The sequence below is a fragment of the Nocardiopsis sp. YSL2 genome (assembly GCF_030555055.1).
GTDB lineage: Bacteria > Actinomycetota > Actinomycetes > Streptosporangiales > Streptosporangiaceae > Nocardiopsis.
In genome coordinates this window covers 2,566,193-2,585,511 of the sequence record NZ_JAMOAO010000001.1, presented here as the reverse complement: position 1 = coordinate 2,585,511, position 19,319 = coordinate 2,566,193, and the positions used below count along the sequence as shown (strand labels likewise).

The window sequence follows — 19,319 nt, the reverse complement described above, 5'->3', positions numbered from 1 at the left end:
GGATCCCCTCGCGCGTCGACCCCCGTCCCCACCCCTGGGAGCCGTCATGTCCGAAGCATCCAGCATGTTCGACCTCATCAGTGAGCAGAACGAGGAACGCGAGTACTTCGACACCGGTGGTGTCGGCCAGTCGCACGAGTTCTACACCGGCGAGGAGCAGTTCCTCCGCGAGATGCGGAACATCTACGGCCGCCGCTGGCTACCGGTGGACCACGTCTCCCGGCTCCCCGAGCCCGGGTGCTTCACCACGTTGAACATCGGCAGCGGGTCCATCCTCCTGCTGCGCGGTGACGAGGGGATCCAGGCGTACCACAACTACTGCCGCCACCGCGGGTACAAGCTGGTGGAGGAGGCCGTGGGCAAGCGGCAGAGCCTCGTGTGCATCTACCACTGCTGGGTGTACAACCGCAATGGCGGGCTCAAGTCGCTGAACGGCACCTATCTCGACCACTTCTTCGACAAGGAGAAGAACGGCCTGCTCCGGGTGAGCACCGAGATCCGCCACGGCGTCGTCTTCGTCTGCTTCGCGGAGGATCCACCGGACCTGGACGAGGCCCTGGGCGAGTTCGACCGGTTCGCCAACGCCTACGAGCTGGCCGACCTGCGGTGCGTCCAGTACAAGGACTACCCGGTGGCCTCCAACTGGAAGCTCGTCGCGCACAACGTCAACGAGAGCCTCCACTTTCCCACCGCCCACAAGGATCTGCACAAGGTCACCGACTTCGACGACGCGGGCACCTACGACCTCAAGGGCGACGACATCGTCGGGGCCTGGCAGATGCTGCGCGAGGGGTACAACTCCATCTCCACGACCGGCCGGAGCGATCGCGCGCCCATGCCGCTCGTACCGCCGGAGGACCGCCGCAAGGTCAACTGGATCACCATCCTGCCGAACCTGCTCTTCGGAATGACCAGCGACTACGTGATGATGCAGTGGGTCTGGCCCGAGAGCCCCGGCTCCTGCGTCGTGCGCCACTTCTGGCTGTTCCACCCGGCCGAGACGGCCAAGGAGAGCTTCTCCCACGAGCCCGTCTTCGCGCTCTGGGACAAGGCCAACTACGAGGACTGGGAGCTGTGCGAGCGCACCCACCGCGGCCTGTCCAACCCCATGTGGAGTCCGGGACAGCTGTCCCTGGACGAGGAGGTCGTGGCGCAGATCGACGCCTGGGTCCTCAGCCACACGCGTGACACGGAGGCCGGAGTATGAGCGTGGACTGCTACCTGATCGGCGGCACGCGCGTCCTCGTCTCCTGCGCGGAGGCGCTGCTCTCCCACGGCGTCCGGATCCGGGGGATCCTCTCCGAGGACGCCGCCGTGGAACGGTGGGCCCGCGAGCGGGACATCGAACTCATGGACCCGCACGGCGACCTGGTCGAGACCCTGTCCGGACAGCCCTTCGACCTCCTGCTCAGCATCGTCAACTTCCGGGTCCTGTCCGCGGAGGTCCTGTCCCTGCCGCGGGTCGCGGCGCTGAACTTCCACGACGGCCCCCTGCCCGCGTTCGCGGGCAGCAACATCGCCTCCTGGGCGCTGTACGAGGGAGTACGCAGGCACGCGGCCTCCTGGCACCTGATGACGGAGCAGGTCGACGCGGGAGCGGTGGTGGCCGAGCGCTGGTTCCCGGTCCGCGACCTGTCCACCGCGCTCTCCCTGACCTACGAGACCGCACAGGTCGGCATCGACCTGTTCACGGAGATGGCCCCCGTGCTGGCGGAGGGACGCGTCCCCGAGCCGGTGGCCACCGACGGCGCCGCGACGCGGCGCCACTTCGCCCGCGCCGACCGCATGGCCGGCGGCGGCGTCGTGCACGCGGGGATGACGGCCGCCGAGGCGGGACGCCTGTCCAAGGCCATGGACTTCGGCTCCTTCCCCAACCCGGTCGGCGTTCCGGCGTTCGCGACCGGCCAGGACGCCGTCTTCGTCGGACAGATCCGCACGCTCGACCGGGACGAGGAGTACTCGCGCCCCACCGTGCTCAGCGTGACCGACTCGCAGATCCGCATCGCGGCGGCCGACGCCGACATGGTCCTGAGCGACTTCACCTCGACCGAGGGCGACACGCTCAGCGGACGGGGCGCGGCGCAGCGGCTGGGCCTGCGAGCGGGCGAACCGGTTCCCGCGCCGGCCGAGGGGTTCCTCGACGAGGTCGAGCGCGCACAGCCCGGATTGCGCGGCCGCGAGCACAGGTGGCGCGACCGCCTCGCGGACGTGCGCACCCTTCCGCTGGACTCCGACGACTTCTCCGCGCACGCGTCGCACTACAACCGCTTCGAACTGGCCTTCCTCCCGATGTGCGCGGAGGACCGCGCCCGTGTCCGCGAGGCCTTCCTGGGGGTTCTCGCCGAGCGCGCCGGAGCCGCCGCGTTCGACTTCGGCTGGTCCCCGCGGGAGGCGCAGGACCTGGCCGAGCGGACCCACGGGCTGGTCACCACCCGTGTGCCGATCCGCTTCGACGCGGACGAGCCCGGCCGTACCGAACGGGAGCTGGACAGGGCCCGGCGCTGGGGTCTGTACGCGACCGACCTGGAGGTGCGGCTGGGCCTGGCCACGCGTCCACCGGGCGCCGAAGGCCCCTCGTTCACCCGGGTGATGGTCCTGGAGCGCTTCCGGGAGGACCCGGCGGCGGTCGCCTCCGACACCGAGGTCGCCCTGGTGCTGCCCCCCGACGGAGTCCCGGCGGTGTTCGCGCGCGAGACCGCGATGTCCGACGACGCGGCGCTGGACTTCGTCGACCTGGTCGAGGAGCGCCTGTACGCGGAACCGGACCGAGGGGACGGGAGCGCCGGTACGCCGACCGCCGCCCAGGAGCCGACGCCGCGGTCCTCCGCAGACGAGGGCGCGCCCGCCGGCTCCCCCGGTACCGTCGTCGACCTGGTGGCCCGCGTGTGGGAGCGGAGCCCCGACTCGGTGGCCGTTCGCACCGCGGACTCCGTGCTCACCTACGCGGAACTGGAGTCCTGGTCCGCCGCCATCCGCGACGAGCTGGTCGAACGCGGGGTCGGTCCCGGGTCCGTCGTGGCCCTGCTCACCGGTCGAGGACCGGAACTCGTCCCGTCCATGCTGGGTGTCGCCCGCACGGGAGCGGCGTTCCTTCCGCTGGACCCGGGATACCCCCAGGAGCGGCTGCGGACCTACGCGCAGATCTCCGATGCCGCGCTGGTCCTGACCACGGCCGATCTGGAGGGGAACGCGCACTTCGTGGGCACCCCCGTGCTCGTGCCGGAGCCCGGTCGGAGACCGGGGGCGGTCGCTGGGGCGGCTGAGGCGGCTGAGGCGGGGTCCCTGGCCTACGTCCTGTTCACGAGCGGCTCCACCGGCACCCCGAAGGGGGTCGAGGTCGGTCACGCCGCGCTGGCCAACTTCCTGGAGGGGGTCGGAGGGGTCCTGGACCTCCACCCCGGGGCGCGGGTGCTCGCCCACACCACCGTCGCCTTCGACATCTCCCTCCTCGAACTCCTCCTCCCCCTGGTCCGGGGAGCCACGGTCGAACTGGCCGACGAGGACACCGTCGCCTCCCCGGAGGCACTGACGGACCTGGCGGACGCCATGGACCTGGTGCAGGCGACACCGAGCCTGTGGCGGCTGCTGCTCGACACCGGGTGGCGCCCGCGGCCCGGCCTGGTGGCGCTCTCCGGTGGCGAGGCCCTGCCGCGGACCGTCGCCGAGGCGCTGCACGGGGCGGGCACCGAGCTGTGGAACATGTACGGCCCGACCGAGGCCACCATCTGGGTCTCCGCCCACCGGGTACGTGAGCTGGAGCGCGGCTTCGTCCCCCTGGGCGCCCCGCTGCCCGGGCTGGAGCTGCACGTCCTGGACGAGGACCTGGCGCCCGCGGCCTCCGGCGGCACGGGTGCCCTGTACATCACCGGAGTCGGCCTCGCCGAGGGCTACCGTTCGCGCCCGGACCTGACCTCGGCGGTCTTCGTCACCCTCCCGGACGGCCGGCGCGCCTACCGGACCGGCGACGACGTCCGGCTGCACCCGGACGGGGCGGTCGAGTGGATCGGCCGCGCCGACGCCCAGATCAAGGTCCGCGGCAACCGGATCGAACCCGGTGAGATCGAGGCCCACCTGGAGAGGTTGGACGGGGTGTCGGCGGCCGTGGTGACCGCGGTCCCCTTCGAGGGAACGGGGGCGCCGAGGCTGACGGCCTACCTCGTCACGACCGCGCCGCTCGCCCGGGCGGACCTGGACGAGTGGCTGGCCGAACGGCTGCCCGCCTACATGGTCCCGGACGCCTACGTCCCCCTGGACGCCCTGCCCCTGACCGAGAACGGCAAGGTGGCCCGGGGGCGGCTGCCCGTTCCCACGCGGGACACCGTCATCCGCAGCGGCACTCCGGCCGCCTCCTCCGGGCAGGCGCCCCGCGAGGAGCCCGCCACCGTTCCCGCGGTCCCGGCCGCCGAACGCATCGCGGCGGTGTTCGCCCGGGTCCTCGGGCACACGGAGTTCGGCACGGAGGACAACTTCTTCGACCTCGGCGGGGATTCGGCCAACGTCGTCCGCGCCGCGGCCACCGTCAGCGAGGAACTCGGTGTCGACGCGGGGTCGCCCCTGATCTTCGCGACCGGCACCCCCGAACGGCTCGCCTCGGCGGTGGGCTTGGCGGACACCGCGCCGCCGCCCGTGGCGGCCGGGGAGACCGGGGCCGCCGCGGACACCCGTTCCGGGGCGCCGTCCGTCGCCGCTCCCCCCGACCCGTCCCCCGCCGTGGCTCCCCCCTCCGAAGCCGATCCGGAGGGCGCACTGGCCGTCATCGGCATGGCCTGTCGCTTCCCCGGAGCCGCGACACCGGACGACTTCTGGGCGGACCTGGCCGAGGGAGTCGACCGCGTGGGTCCCGCGCCGCACGGCAACCGCGGGTGGGGACACCTGTGGGAGCGGATGGAGCGGCACCGGGCGGGCTGGGTCGAGGGCGTCGAGGACTTCGCCCCGGAGCGCTTCGGGCTGGGGGACCGCGAGGCCCGGCGCCTGGACCCGCTCCAGCGGCTCATGCTCAGTGTGACGGACGAGGCGCTGGAGTCCAGCGGACACGACGGCTCCTCGCTCGGAGCCGGGACCGGGGTGTTCGTCGGCACCATCGCGAGCGACTTCCCCGAGATCCTCGCGGGGAGCGCCGGGCACGAGGATCCGCACGCGGCCACCGGGACGGCCATGTCCATGATCGCCAACCGACTCTCGTACACGTTCGGCTGGTCGGGGCCGAGCCTGGCCGTGGACACGGCCTGCTCGTCCTCCCTGGTCGCACTGGACCAGGCGCGCACGTACCTGCGGGCGGGCATCGTGGACGCCGCCGTGGTCGGCGGTGCCAACCTGATCCTGACCCCGGACAAGAGCCTGGCGTTCCGCCGCAACGGGATGCTCTCCCCCACGGGTGCCTGCCACACCTTCGACGACGGAGCCGACGGCTACGTGCGGGGCGAGGGCTGCGGTGTGGTCGTCCTCAAACGACTCGCCGACGCCCGCCGCGACGGGGACCCCGTCCTGGCGGTGGTGAACGGCACCGCCGTCAACCACACCGGCGACCACTCCGGTTTCCTCACCGCGCCGAGCACCACCGCGCAGCAGGACGTGATCCGCCGGGCCATGGCCGACTCGGGCGTGTCGCGCGTCGGCTACGTGGAGGCTCACGGGACGGGTACGAGTCTCGGCGACATCATCGAACTGGAGTCCCTGCGCTCCGCCCTCGCCGACCACCCGCGCGGTTCCGTCGCGATCGGGTCGGTCAAGAACGCGATCGGTCACCTGGAACCGGCCGCGGGCATCGCCGGACTGATCAAGACCGTGCTGGCCCTCCAGGCCCGGCGGATCCCCCCGCTGTCGCACCTGGAGGCGCCCAACCGGGGGTTCGCCTTCGAGGACTCGCCCCTGTACGTGTCCGCCCGTCTGGACGAGTGGCGCGGTCCGTCGGCGGCCGGCGTCAGCAGTTTCGGCTTCGGCGGGGTCAACGCGCACGCGGTTCTCACCGCGCCCACCGAGGAAGCGGACGGGACGGAGGACGACGGCCCGCACCTCATGGTCATGAGCGCGGACTCGGAGCGGTCCCTCCGCGTCCTGGCGGGACGCTACCTGCGACTGCTGAACTCCCCGCACCGGCCCCCGCTGGCGGCCATGTGCGCGACCGCTCGGCTCAGGCCGGGGCGGACGCACCGCCTGGCCTGCGTCGTCTCCAGCTCTGAGCAGCTGGAGGACAAGCTCCACCTCTTCCTGGCGGGGGTCGGGGACACGCGCTCACTCCACACCGGCCAGGTCCAGGGGCCTGTCGGTACGCGGGAACGGTCGGCCGAGTCCGGTTCCCGCGAGGAACTGGACCGGGCCGCGCGCTCGTTCGTGCGGGGGCACGATCTGCCGGATGCCCCCTCGCGCACCCGCCGGGTCCGGTTGCCGTCGACACCGCACGAGGAACGGCGGCTGTGGCTGGAACCCGCCACGGACGCGGTGTCCCCCTCCACAGCCGGGGTGACCTGGTCACACCTGCCGGAGGCCGCCGAGCACATCGTTCGGGGCAGGCCCGTGCTCCCGGCCGCCGGCTACCCGTTCCGCGCGGCGGAGCTCCTGGGAAGGAACGAGTTCCGGCTGACCGACGTGGTGTTCCGCGCCCCCGTCATCGACCCTGTCGCGCTGCGCGGGGCCCGCGAGGAGGGCAGGCTCCTGTTCCGCGACGACACGGGCGCCCTGGTCTGCGAGGCGCGCGTCGGCACGGACGAAGCCCCCTCGTTGGAGGAGGGGCCCTCCGCGGGCGCCCTTCCGGTCGACGTGGCGGCGATGTACGAGGGCCTCGCGCGAGCGGGGCTGGAGTACGGCCCCGGGTACCGGTGTGTGCGGTCGGCCTCCTCCCTGCCGGGTGAGGCGTTCGGCGTCCTGGAGGGCGGATCCTCACAGGGCCCGGTCGATCCGCACCTGCTGGACGGCGCCTTCCAGGTCGCCCTCCTCGCGTGCGGGGCGCGCGGTCTGTACGTCCCCTTCTCGGTGCGTTCACTCAGCGTCCTCGGCCCCCTCCGGGGAGCGGCGCGGGTGTACGCGCGCCGGGAGCGCGTCGCCGCGGGCGGGGAGACGGTGACCGCGAGCCTGGTGGTCTCGGACGAGTCCGGCCCGGTCGCCGAGGTGGTCGAGATGACCTGGAAGCGGCTCGCGGCCGCGCCGCCGGACGGGGGCGCCGGGGCGGACCCGTCCACCGGACGCGCCGCGCCCCGCCCGGTACCCGCGGTCGACCCAGCGGCCAACGGCCACGGACCGGTGCCCGGTACCGCGAACGGACAGCACGGGGCGCCCGGGGCATCCGGGGCGGCCGGCGCGCCCGGTGGGGGCGACCTGACCTCGGCCGTGATCGGCTGGGTGGCCGGGGCGCTGGAGATCGACGTCGAGGAGATCGATCAGGAGGCGCCCCTCCAGCAGCTCGGAATGGACTCCATGCTGTCGGTGTCGATGGCCCAGGACATCGGCGAACGGCTCGATGTCGCCCTACCGCCCACGCTCCTGTTGGAGACGGGGACGGTCACCGCCCTGGTGGCGGAGCTGCGCGACCGGTACGGGGTCACCTCCGCACCGGGGTCGGCGGCCCCGGCGCCCTCCGCGCCGGCGCGACCCGAACCGGCCGGCGCCCCGGCCGCGCCGCCGCGGGACGCGGTCCCGTCGGCACGGACCCCGTCCCCGGCCCCGTCGCCGCCCCCGGCCCCGTCCCCGGCCGTCGGCGCTCCCCCTGCCGGGGCGGCCGCCGAGGACCGGGGGGACGACGGGGACGACGGGGACGACCTCCATGACATCGCGGTCATCGGGATCGACGGTGTGTTCCCCGGCGCCTCGGACATGGACGAGCTGTGGCGGGTCCTGGCCGGAGGCGAGGACCACGTACGCGAGGTGCCGGCGGACCGGTGGGATCTGGAGGAGTACTACTCCACCGACCAGGAGCCCGGCAGCGTCTACCTGCGGGAGGCCGGGTTCGTACGCGAGTGGGACGAGTTCGATCCGGCGTTCTTCCGTATCTCGCCCTCCGACGCCCGGTGGATGGACCCCCAGCAGCGGCACCTGATCCAGTCGGTGTGGCGGACGCTGGAGGACGCCGGTCCCGCCGGGGCGCGCCGGGACCTGACGGTCGGTGTGTTCGTGGGCGCCAGCTACCAGCACTACCGCGACCAGGTGGTGGGCGACGTCGTGCCGACCGCGGCCGCCCTGGGCAACCACAACGCCATCCTCGCCAACCGGGTGAGCCACTTCCTGGACCTGCGTGGGCCGAGCATGACGATCGACACCCTGTGCTCGTCGTCGCTGGTGGCCCTGCACCAGGCGGTGCGCAGCATCCGCGGGGGCGAGTGCGACCAGGCCGTCGTCGCGGGAGTGCACATGGGCCTGTCGCCGCAGTACTTCCAACTGGGGTCGCGGCTGCGCTCGTTCTCCCCGTCGGGTCGGTCGAGGGCGTTCGACGCCGCCGCCGACGGGTTCGTGCCGGGTGAGGGTGTGGTCACCCTGCTGGTCAAGCCGCTCGGGCGGGCGCTGCGCGACGGTGACCGCGTGCACGCGGTGATCAGGGGCACGGCCGTCAACCACGGCGGCCGCTCCAGCGGGCTGACCGTGCCCAACGGCACCGCGCAGCGGGACGTCATCTCGGCGGCGTTGCGGGACGCGGGTGTGGACGCGGGCACGGTGACGATGGTGGAGGCGCACGGGACGGGGACGCCGTTGGGTGATCCGATCGAGGTGGAGGGCCTGACGGAGGCGTTCCGCGCCCACACGGACCGGCGCCAGTTCTGTGCGATCGGGTCGGTCAAGTCCAATATCGGTCATCTGGAGCCGGCGGCGGGGTTGGCGGGTCTGGCCAAGGTGGTGCTGGCGATGCGGCACCGCACGATCCCCGCCACCCTCCACCTGGACCACCCCAACCCGCACATCAGCTTCGAGTCCGGTCCGTTCTATCCGGTGGGCGAGTCGGTGGCGTGGGAGCCTCCGGCGGGTGTGCCGCGTCGTGCGGGGTTGAGCGCGTTCGGGATGGGCGGGGTCAACGCCCATGTCGTGGTGGAGGAGCCGCCGGTCCTGCCCGACCGGACCTCGGACCTGCCCCAGCAGGCCCACCTGCTCAAGGTCACGGCCTCCACCGAGGAGGCCCTCCGGCGGATCGCGGGCGACTACGACGACCACCTGGCCGACCTCCCGGACGGGGGGTTCGCCGACTTCGTCCGTACGGCCAACGTCGGACGGACGGACCACCGCCACCGGGCGGTGATCGCGGTGACCGACCGGGAGTCGGCGCGCAAGGGTCTGCGTGCTGTGGCTTCTGGTGAGGTGGCTGTGACTGCTGTGCGTAATCGGTCGGTTCCTACGGCGTTCGTGTTCACGGGGCAGGGGTCGCAGCACTGGGGGATGGGTCGGGCGTTGTATGCGGCCGAGCCGGTGTATCGGGAGGCGATCGATGAGTGTGAGGAGTTGTTGGGGGGCCATGTGTCGGTTCCCTTGCGGGAGGTGTTGTTCGGGGACGATCGGGCTTTGTTGGATCGGACCGGGTTCGCGCAGGTGGCGATCGTGTCGACGCAGGTGGCGTTGACGAGGTTGTTGCGGGGGTGGGGTGTGGTCCCGCAGGTGGCGATCGGGCACAGCTTGGGGGAGTTGTCCGCGGCGTGGGCGTGCGGGGTGTTCGGTCTGGGTGATCTGTTGCGGTTGACGGCGGTGCGTGCCCGGTTGATGCAGGCGCGGCCGTCGCAGGGGTCGATGGCGGCGGTGACGGGTCCGGTGGAGGAGACCGTGCGTCTTCTGGGGGAGTTTCCGGAGGTCGAGGTCGCTTCGTTCAACTCCGCTGATCATGTGACGGTGACGGGTCCGTCCGGGCAGGTCGCGCGGTTGGTGGAGGGTCTGGGTGCGCGTCGGGCGCGGTTGTTGAATGTCTCGCATGCGTTCCATTCGGCGCATATGGAGGGTGCGGTGGGGCCTTTCGCCGAGGTGTTGGCGCAGACGCCGATGCGGGTTCCGGGGGTGCCGTTGGTCAATGGTCTGACGGGGCGGTGGCATACGGAGGAGTCGGTGACGGATCCGGGGACGTGGGCGGCGCAGGTGCGGCGGCCGGTGCGGTTCCGTGAGGGTGTGGAGGCGGTGCGTGCGTTCGGGGTCGGGCATTTCTGGGAGGTGGGGCCGCAGCCGCATCTGACTCCGCATGTGCGGGCGACGGTGGGTCAGGCTGGTGCGGGTTGGTATACGACGTTGCGCAGGAACCACCCCGAACAGCGGAGCCTGTACCAGTCCGTCGCGGCCTACCTCAACGCCGGTGTCGGGCGCCTCGACTGGGACGCCCTGCACGCGGACAAGGGCGGTCGGACCGTCACCATCCCGGGCTACCCCTTCGTACGCCAGAACCTGTCCGCCGAACCGCTCCGCGGACGGCGTGTCCCCGAGCGGCCCGAAGCGGCCGCCCACCCCTTGGTCGACAGCATGGACGAAGAGAGGCGAGGGGCCCTGTGAGTATCCGCACGCGCACCTACGGGAAGACCTTCGACGACTCCGGCGCGCTCCTGGACCAGCACCGGTTCCGCGGTCGCGCCCTCCTCCCGGCCGCCGCGCAGGTCGAGATGATGATGTTCGCCGTTCTCCAGGGGGAGGACTTCGCCCCGAGCGAGCTGCGCGACCTCGCCTTCCCGCGTCCGCTGGCCCTCGGAAGGGGCGAACGGGAACGGGTCGGAATGGAGGCCCGGTACCACGACGACGGACGGGTCGACCTCGCCCTGCGCGCCGAGGGGCGGCGGGTGCTGTCCACGGCCTGGGGAAGGCGGTCGGACGCCCCGCCCCCCGCCCCTTGGGCGGAGCCGGAGACGACGCGGTTCGACCCCGACGAGCTGTACTCCGCCTGGGCCGCGTCGGGCCTGGAGTACGGACCCGACCTGCGGGTCGTGCGATCGCTGTCGGCCGCCGGCGGCCACGTGACCGCCGAACTCGACGGCACCGACACCGCGGGGCCCTGGCTGCTGCACCCCCACGTGGTGGACGGGGTCCTCCAGCTGGCGAGCGTGGCCGTGCAGGACCCCGGGACGGCCTCCGACACGCGGGTGACCGTGCCCGTGGGGGTGGACCGGCTGGCCGTGTACGCGCCCGTCCCACCGCGCGTAGGTGTCCGTGTCCGCCGGGTTCGCGCCTCCGACGACCGCCTCGTCGCCGACGCCCAGATCCTCGCCCCGGACGGGAGCGTCGTCGCGGTCGTGGAGGGGGTGCGCATGCACAGGGCGGCCTCCCCCGGTCGTCCGGTGCCCGGCGGCCGGATCCACTGGGCCCCGGCCGAGCCCGGAGCGTCCCAGCCGATCGACGGCACCTGGGTGGTCCTGCGCCCGCCGACGGACCGTCCGTCCCCCCTCGCGGAGGAGGCCGCGCGCGTGCTGAGAGAGCGGGGAGCACAGGTCGTCGAGGTGGTACCGCCCGCCGCAGGCGCCTCCGGCGGGCTCGCGGACCGGGACTTCGAGAAGCTCTGGGAAAGGGTCGGCGAGGTGTCCGGCGTGGTCCACCTCCGGTCGACCGGTGCCGCGCGCGACGACGAGGACGAGTTCGGTGCCGGGGTGTACACCTGCCTGCACGCGGTCCGGACCCTGGCCTCCCACCGCAGGGACGCACGGTTCGTCGTGGTCACCGAGAACGCCCAGCCCGTGGTCGAGGCGGACCGTCCGGTTCCGGCCCGCTCCGCGCTGTGGGGGCTGGTCCGCACGGCCGCGATCGAGTACCCCGGGCTGGCCGTGCGACTGGTGGACGCCGGGCCCGGGGGCCGGACGCGACGGGTCATGGCCGACGCCCTGGGCTCGGGCCCCCTGGAGTCGGCCCACCGCGACGGCGTGCGCTACGAGCCCTCCCTGGTGGCCGCCCTCTCCCCGGGCCGCGGCGCCGACATCCGCCCGGACGGCCGGTACCTGATCCTGGGAGGTCACGGAGGGATCGGAGTCGCGGTCGCCGAACGCCTCGCCAGGGATGGGGCGGGCGAGCTGGTCCTGGTCGGCCGCTCCGGCCCGAGCCCGGAGGTCGCCGAGCGGCTGTCCGGACTCGACTGCCGTGTGCGCTCGCTGCGCGCCGACGCGTCCGTCCCCGGTGAACTCGCCTCGGTGGTGTCGGAGCTGCTCACCGACGGGCGGGGACTGGCCGGGGTGGTACACGCCGCCGGGATCCTCAGGGACGGGCTCATCCGCGGAGCCGATGTCGAGGACCTGACGGCCGTCATGCGGCCCAAGGTGGCCGGAACCCGAGAACTGGCCGCGGCCGTGTCCGGGTTGGATCTGGACTTCGCGGTGTTGTTCGGCTCGGTCTCGGGAACCTTCGGCAACCTGGGGCAGGCTGGATACGCCGCGGCCAACGCCTACCTCGACGGCTTCGCGCACACCATGGGCCGTCCGTGGACGACTGTGTCCTGGGGTCTGTGGGGCGAGGTGGGCATGGGTGTCGAGGTGGCCGACCAGTTGCGTCGGCGCGGCGTGCGCCCCCTGGGCACGGAGGAGGCCCTGGACGCGCTCATGGCCGTCCTGGGCGGAGGCGACCGGAGGGTGGTGGTCGCCCACCCCGACGGCCGGGGCGTTCCCCACCCCGTCGCACCGCCCCCCGCCGCGCAGTCCCCCGCCACACCGCCCCCCGCCGCGCGGCCGACTCCCCCCGCCGGATCCGAGGGCGGCCCGGAGTCCGCTCCAGTCGGCCTCGCGGAGCGGGTCCAGCGTTTCCTCGCCGCGCGCCTGGGCTTGGACGCCCTCTCCCCGAACACTCCGCTGGCCGACTACGGCGTCGACTCCATCATGAGCGTGGAGATGTCGGAGGAACTCTCCCGGATCGTGGGCGCGGACCTGCCGGCGACCCTCTTCCTGGAGTACCCGGACGCCGCAGGAGTGACCAGGGCGCTGACCGAGCAGTACGGCGTGCCCGCCTCGGCGCCCGCCGAGGCGGCGGAATCCCCGTCGGAGGAGGCGGTGCACCGCCCCGGAGCCGCGGACGCCCCGACCGAGGAGCGGCTCCCGGATCCCGACGGACCGGACGCGGTCGACGCGTCCGACGGCGAACCTGGCGCGTCCGCCCGCCCCGGGGACATCGCGGTCGTCGCGGTCTCCGGCGACCTGCCCGGAGGACGCGGCCTGGAGGGATTCTGGGAACTGCTGGAATCGGGGGACACGGCCTTCACCGAGGTGCCCGCGGAGCGCTGGGACCTCGGCCTGCTGACCGAACCTGGGGCCCCGGACGGGGAGGAGGCGCCCGCGGAGCACTGCCGCAGCGGTGCCTTCCTCCGGCTCGGCGGCGACTTCGACCACCGCTTCTTCGGCACATCGAGGCGCGAAGCCGACGAGATGGACCCCCAGCAGAAACTCCTGCTGGAGCACGCGTGGCGGGCCGTGGACGAGGCTGGGCTGCACGGCCGGTCCGACATCGGGGTGTTCGTCGGGGCGACCTACGAGCACCACCGCGACGCCTCAGGCCTGGAGCGGGTCGGCCCGCACACGGCCCTGGGCTCGATGAACGCCGTGCTGGCGAACCGGATCTCCTACACGCTCGACCTGACCGGCCCCTCCCAGACCGTCGACACGCTGTGCTCGTCCTCGCTGGTCGCGCTGCACCAGGCGGTCCACGCCCTGCGCTCGGGCCAGTGCGGTGCCGCGATCGTGGCCACCTGCCACGTGGGCCTCACCCCCTGGTACTACCGGAGTCTCACCCGCATGGGGGCGCTCTCCCCCGGCCGGCCGCACCCCTTCGACGAGCGCGCTGACGGTTTCGTCCCCGGCGAGGGCGCGGTCGCGATGGTGCTCCGCCCCCTGGCCGACGCCGAACGCGACGGCGACCACGTCTGGGGCGTCGTCCGCGGTAGCGCGGTCAACCACGGCGGGCGCGGGGGAGCCCTGCCCGTCCCGCGCGCCTCGGCTCAGGAGGCCGTCATCCGCGCGGCCCTCGCGGACGCCGACACCCCTCCCGAGGAGGTGACGTTGATCGAGGCGCACGGGACGGCCACCCGGCTCGGTGATCCGATCGAGGTCGCGGCGCTGACCGAGGTCTTCGGAACCGGAACCGGACCGCGCCTGCTGGGGTCGGTGAAGGCCAACATCGGCCACCTGGAACCCGCGAGTGGAATGGCGGGCCTGGTCAAGGTACTGCTGTGCATGCGCTACGGCGTCGTTCCCCCGCTGGCCGGGTACGAGCGGCCCTCCACACGGCTCGACCTGGACGCGGCGGGGCTGTCGGTGAACACCGGGACGGTGCCGTGGCCCGGGGCGCGTCCCCGGGTCGCCGGGGTGAGCGCCTTCGGGATGGGCGGGACCAACGCCCACGTCGTCGTGGCCGAGCACGTCGCCCGGCCGGACCGGTCGCCCCGACCGGACGCCGAGCACGTCCTCGTCCTGTCCGGACACACCCCCGAGGCCCTGGCCGAACGCGTCTCCGACGCGGTCCGCTGGCTTCCCGAGTCCGACGCCGACCTGGCTGACGTGTGCTTCTCAGCCGCTGTGGGCCGGGATCACCGGGAGTTCCGGGCGGCCTTCCACGGCGGTGACCGGGAGCGGGTCCTGGCGGGGATGCGGCGGGTCCTGAGGGAGGGGCGGGTGGCTGGCCGCTCCGTCCGAGGCGACGGCTCGCCCGCCTCGGGGCCCGTCGCCGACCTGGCCGCCCGTTTCGTCGAGGGCGCGGACGCGGACTGGCGCCAGGTCTACCCGAGGGGCCGCCGGGTCGTCCTGCCCGCGTATCCGCTCGGCGGGTACACGGCGTCGTCCCCCGGGGCCGACCGGGAGACCGCCGGGGCGCCGTCCGCCAGGATCGCCGACGAGCGTCCGGCACGCGTGCCGCTGCCGGACGGGCGCGACACGGAACTGCTGGTCGAGCAGCACCGGGTGTTCGGCGAACCGACGGTACCGGCCGCGCTCCTGCTGCTGCGGGCCCTGGACCGGGTGGGCGACGCGTGCGACGTCGTCTTCGCCGCGCCGGGAACCGGCCCGGGGCCGCTGACGGACGAACTGTCCGCCGGGACCCTGACCCTGAGCTGGGGTGGCCGCCGTATCGCGCGGGCTCGTGCGGGTGCGGGACGTCCGGCCGAGCCGGCTCCGGACGTGCCCGACGAACTGGACCGCACCCTGGACCCGGTGGGGCTGTACGCGTGGTTCGCGGCGCACGGGGTGGAGTACGGAGCCGACCTCGCGGTCATCGAGGGGGTGCGCTACGACGTCACGACGGCCGAGTGCTCGGTCCGCCGCCCCTCCGGCCGCTCGGACGGGGCCGCGGCGGTCGCCGCCGTGGACGCGGCGTTGCAGGCCATGGCGGTCCTGACGATGGCGGATCGGTCCGCTGACGGGGGCACCCTGCTTCCGGCGTCCGTGTCGGGGCTCGACCTGTCCGGCGACCCCTCGCGCACCGCGAGCGTCCTCGTGCGGCTCGTCGCCAGGGAGGCGGACGGGACGCGTGTGGCGGACAGTGCACTCCTGGACGACGAGGGGCGGCCTCTGCTCGTCCTGACGGGCGTCCGGTACCGGCCCGTGTCCCGACCGGGCGGGGAGGAGCCGGAGTCCCCCGCGGAGTACGCTTCGCGACCGGCCGGCCTCGACCCGCTCCCCGCCCCCGCCCCCGCGCCCGACGCTTCTCCGGCCGCCGGGGTGACCGGGGTCGTTGGGGCCCTGCTGCGCGAACCCGACCTGACACCGGACACGCCCTTCACCCTGCTCTCCCTCGACTCGATGCTGGCGACCGAGATCGCCCAGCGCCTGGAGGCCGAGCTGGGCGTACGGGTCGGCTCCCTCGACGTCATGGAGGCCGCCGACTGTCGCGCGCTGGCCTCCGCGATCGGGGCCCCCGTCGCAGTGGCGGGGGACCCCGTGCGCGACCCCGGGGCCGCACTGCCCGAAACCGTGGCGGAGGCACCGGCGCCGGTGCCGTCCGAGCACGTCGCGGAACCGGCGCCGACACCGTTCGAGCGAGTCGCGCCACGGGTGGACGGGGCGCGGCCCGAGGACGTCGCGGTGGTCGGTCTGTCCGTGGCCGTCCCGGGAGCGCACACCCCCGACGCGTTCTGGCGGCTGCTGGCGGAGGGCGGGAACGCCGTGGCGCCCGCCCCCGACGACCGTTGGGAGGGCACCGCGCCCCGGCCCGAGGGCGGGTTCCTCAGCGGCATCGACTCCTTCGACGCCCGGCTGTTCGGCGTGTTCGCCAAGCAGGCCAAGGTGCTCGACCCCCAGTCCCGCTGGCTGATGCGGGGCGCGTGGGAGTGCCTGGAGTCGGCGGGCACGGCGCCCACCTCCGTGGCGGGCTCCCGGACCGGTGTGTTCGTGGGCGCCAGTTACCAGCACTACCGCGAGTACAACGTCGAGCCCGAACTGGACGCCCTGAGCGGTCTGGGCAACCACAACGCCTTCCTCGCCAACCGGGTGAGCCACTTCCTGGACCTGCGTGGGCCGAGCATGACGATCGACACACTGTGCTCGTCGTCGCTGGTGGCCCTGCACCAGGCGGTGCGCAGCATCCGCGGGGGCGAGTGCGACCAGGCCGTCGTCGCGGGGGTCCGCCTCGCGCTGTCACCGTTGCACTACCACGCCATGCGGAGCCTGAAGGCGCTGTCCCCGTCGGGTCGGTCGAGGGCGTTCGACGCCGCGGCCGACGGGTTCGTGCCGGGTGAGGGTGTGGTCACCCTGCTGGTCAAGCCGCTCGGGCGGGCGCTGCGCGACGGTGACCGCGTGCACGCGGTGATCAGGGGCACGGCCGTCAACCACGGCGGCCGCTCCAGCGGGCTGACCGTGCCCAACGCCGAGGGGCAGCGTGAGGTGGTCTCGGCGGCGTTGCGGGACGCGGGTGTGGACGCGGGCACGGTGACGATGGTGGAGGCGCACGGGACGGGGACGCCGTTGGGTGATCCGATCGAGGTGGAGGCGCTGACGGAGGCGTTCCGCGCCCACACGGACCGGCGTCAGTTCTGTGCGATCGGGTCGGTCAAGTCCAATATCGGTCATCTGGAGCCGGCGGCGGGGTTGGCGGGTCTGGCCAAGGTGGTGTTGGCGATGCGGCACCGCGTGATTCCGGCGACGTTGCATGTGGAGCGGCCGAATCCGCATATCGACTTCGCGTCTTCTCCGTTCTTCGCGGTGGGTGAGTCGGTGGCGTGGGAGCCTCCGGCGGGTGTGCCGCGTCGTGCGGGGTTGAGTGCGTTCGGGATGGGTGGTGTCAACGCCCATGTCGTGGTGGAGGAGCCGCCGGTCCTGCCCGACCGGACCTCGGACCTGCCCTCGGAGTACCCCCTGCGGGTCAGCGGAGCCACCGAGGAGGCCGTCCGGAGCCTCGCGGCGGGCTACGCGGAGCGGATCGCCGCGTGCCGTGACCCGCGGGAACTGGCCGACGTGTGCCACACCGTCAACACCGGACGCGCGGAACTCGGCTTCCAGGCGGCGGTACTCGGTTCCGACGCCGATTCCCTGGTCCGGGCACTGCGCGTGGTGGCCGACGGCGCCGCGCCGGTCTCGGAGGCCGTGGGCCCGTTCGACGGGGTCCCTCCGAGCGGTCCCGCCGCCGCCGTGGAACTGGTCCGGCGCGGACACACCGGCATCCCCTGGGCGGACCTGTCCGCCCCCGAGGCCCGGGTCGCGGACGGCCTGCCCCCCTACCCCTTCGCGGAGCGGAGCTTCTGGTCCACCCGCGGCGCCGGTCCGGCGGAGACACGGCCGTGGGAGCGGGACGGCGCGGACGACATCGCGCCGACGGCCCCGCCCCGGGCCACGCGACCGCGCTGGCGCGCCGCGACCCTTCCGGAACCGGCCCGTGGCGCGGGCGGCACCGCGGCCGTCGTGTGCGAGGGGAGTGAACACGTCGCCGGGGCACTGGGAACCGAGCTCTCCGCCGTCGGCTTCACCGTCGCCCCGTCACCCGGGGAACCCGGTCTGGACGCCCTGATCGTGGTGGACCCCGGCCCCGAGGGGTTCTGGCCCGCCCTGCGCGAGTGGACCTCCGCCCTCCCCCGGGGCGGCCGCCTGGTCTGGGTCGGCCGCCGGACCGCGGCCGTCACCGCCGAGGAGCGGCTCGGCCTGGCACCCGACGCCGCCGCGCGCGCCGCCGCGACGCTGGCCGCCGCGGCGGAGTACCACCTCTCCGCGACCGCCCTCGACCTGGCGCCCGGAACGGACGCGGGCGCCGAGGCGCGCGCGATCGTCGCGGAGCTGTCCGCGATGCCGGACCAGCGTACGGCGGTCGCCCTGCGCGGCGGCCTCCGGTACGTCCGGCGCTGGGAGGAGACGGACGGTGCCGAGCACTCCCCCGACCTCTCGGGCGCGGGCTTCGTCCTGGTCACCGGAGGCTCCGGGGCGGTGGGCCGCCTCCTGGTCGGCCGCCTGGCGGAACTGGGCGCGGCGCGCGTCGGCGTCCTCGGGCGCAGCCGACTGGACGCCGCGGCCGTGTCCGAACTGGCCGCCCTCGCCCCCTCCGCCGAACTGGACTACCTGCCGTGCGACGTGACCGACGGCTCCGCCGTCCGCGCGGCGGTGCGTGACCTGTCCCGGCGATGGGGGCCGCTGATCGGCGTCGTGCACGCCTCGGGGCGCGCCCTGCCCTTCGGCTCGCACCGCAACCGTGCGGAGGAGGACGCGGCCGGTGTCCTGGCGCCCAAGACCGCGGGTTCGGACCACGTCCTGGCCGTGGCGGACGAGCACGGAGCGAGGTTCGTCGTGTTCGTGTCCTCCGTGGCCGGTGAGGACCCCGCCGCCGGGCGGGGCCTGGTCGACTACGCCATGGCCAACGCCTACCAGCTGGCCCTGGCCGAGCGCGCCCACGCCCGGTCGTCCTCCCCGGCCGTGACCGCGCACGCCTGGCCCGACTGGTCCGGTGTCGGCCTGGAGGCCGACGCCTCCTTCTCCGCCACCGCGTCCCTGGGGACGGAGGAGGCTCTGGCCGGGTTCTCGGCGCACCTGCTCTCCGGCGGCAGGGTGTCCTTCCCCGGGGGCGTGCCCGAGGCACCCGCCGGCCCGGAGACGGAGTCCCACGCGGACACGGGACCGCACCCGCTCTCCCAGAGCGAGCCGCCGGTCCGCCCGGACGCGGGGGCGGCCGAGGAGACGGTCTCGCTGGTCCGTTCCTGCCTCACCGAACTCCTCGGAGAGGACCCGGGCACGCGCGTCGTCGCCGACCTCGGCCTCGACTCGTTGGCCATCGCCGACCTGGTGTCCCTTCTGGAGAGGCACCACGGGAGCACGGTCGACCCGTCCGCCGTCATGCGCGCGCGAACGGTGGCCGACATCGCCGTTCTCCTGGAGGCGGAGGCCGGGGCCGATCCCGCACCCGAAGGGGAACCCGCCGCCGAACGGGACGGCATGGAACCGGTCGGACTGAGCGCCCTGCTGCGGCCGCTCGCCGGCAAGTGACGCGCACACCCACCG

3 protein-coding genes are annotated in these 19,319 nt (G+C 73.9%); all 3 read left to right on the top strand.

Features of this window, described 5'->3' with window-relative positions:
* Positions 1 to 46: 46 nt before the first annotated feature.
* From M1P99_RS11225 to M1P99_RS11215, 3 genes are read left to right on the top strand one after another with little or no spacing between them, the layout of a single operon-like run.
* Positions 47 to 1,207 carry an aromatic ring-hydroxylating dioxygenase subunit alpha gene (locus M1P99_RS11225; protein WP_304452592.1) on the top strand — a complete coding sequence of 387 codons (1,161 nt, stop codon included), beginning with the start codon at positions 47 to 49 and terminating at the stop codon, positions 1,205 to 1,207.
* Complete coding sequence (locus tag M1P99_RS11220; protein ID WP_304452591.1) at positions 1,204 to 10,443, top strand: polyketide synthase; 9,240 nt, start codon at positions 1,204 to 1,206, stop codon at positions 10,441 to 10,443. The genes M1P99_RS11225 and M1P99_RS11220 overlap by 4 nt, the downstream gene beginning before the upstream one ends.
* Complete coding sequence (locus M1P99_RS11215; RefSeq protein ID WP_304452590.1) at positions 10,440 to 19,304, top strand: SDR family NAD(P)-dependent oxidoreductase; 8,865 nt, start codon at positions 10,440 to 10,442, stop codon at positions 19,302 to 19,304. The genes M1P99_RS11220 and M1P99_RS11215 overlap by 4 nt, the downstream gene beginning before the upstream one ends.
* Positions 19,305 to 19,319 lie beyond the last annotated feature (15 nt).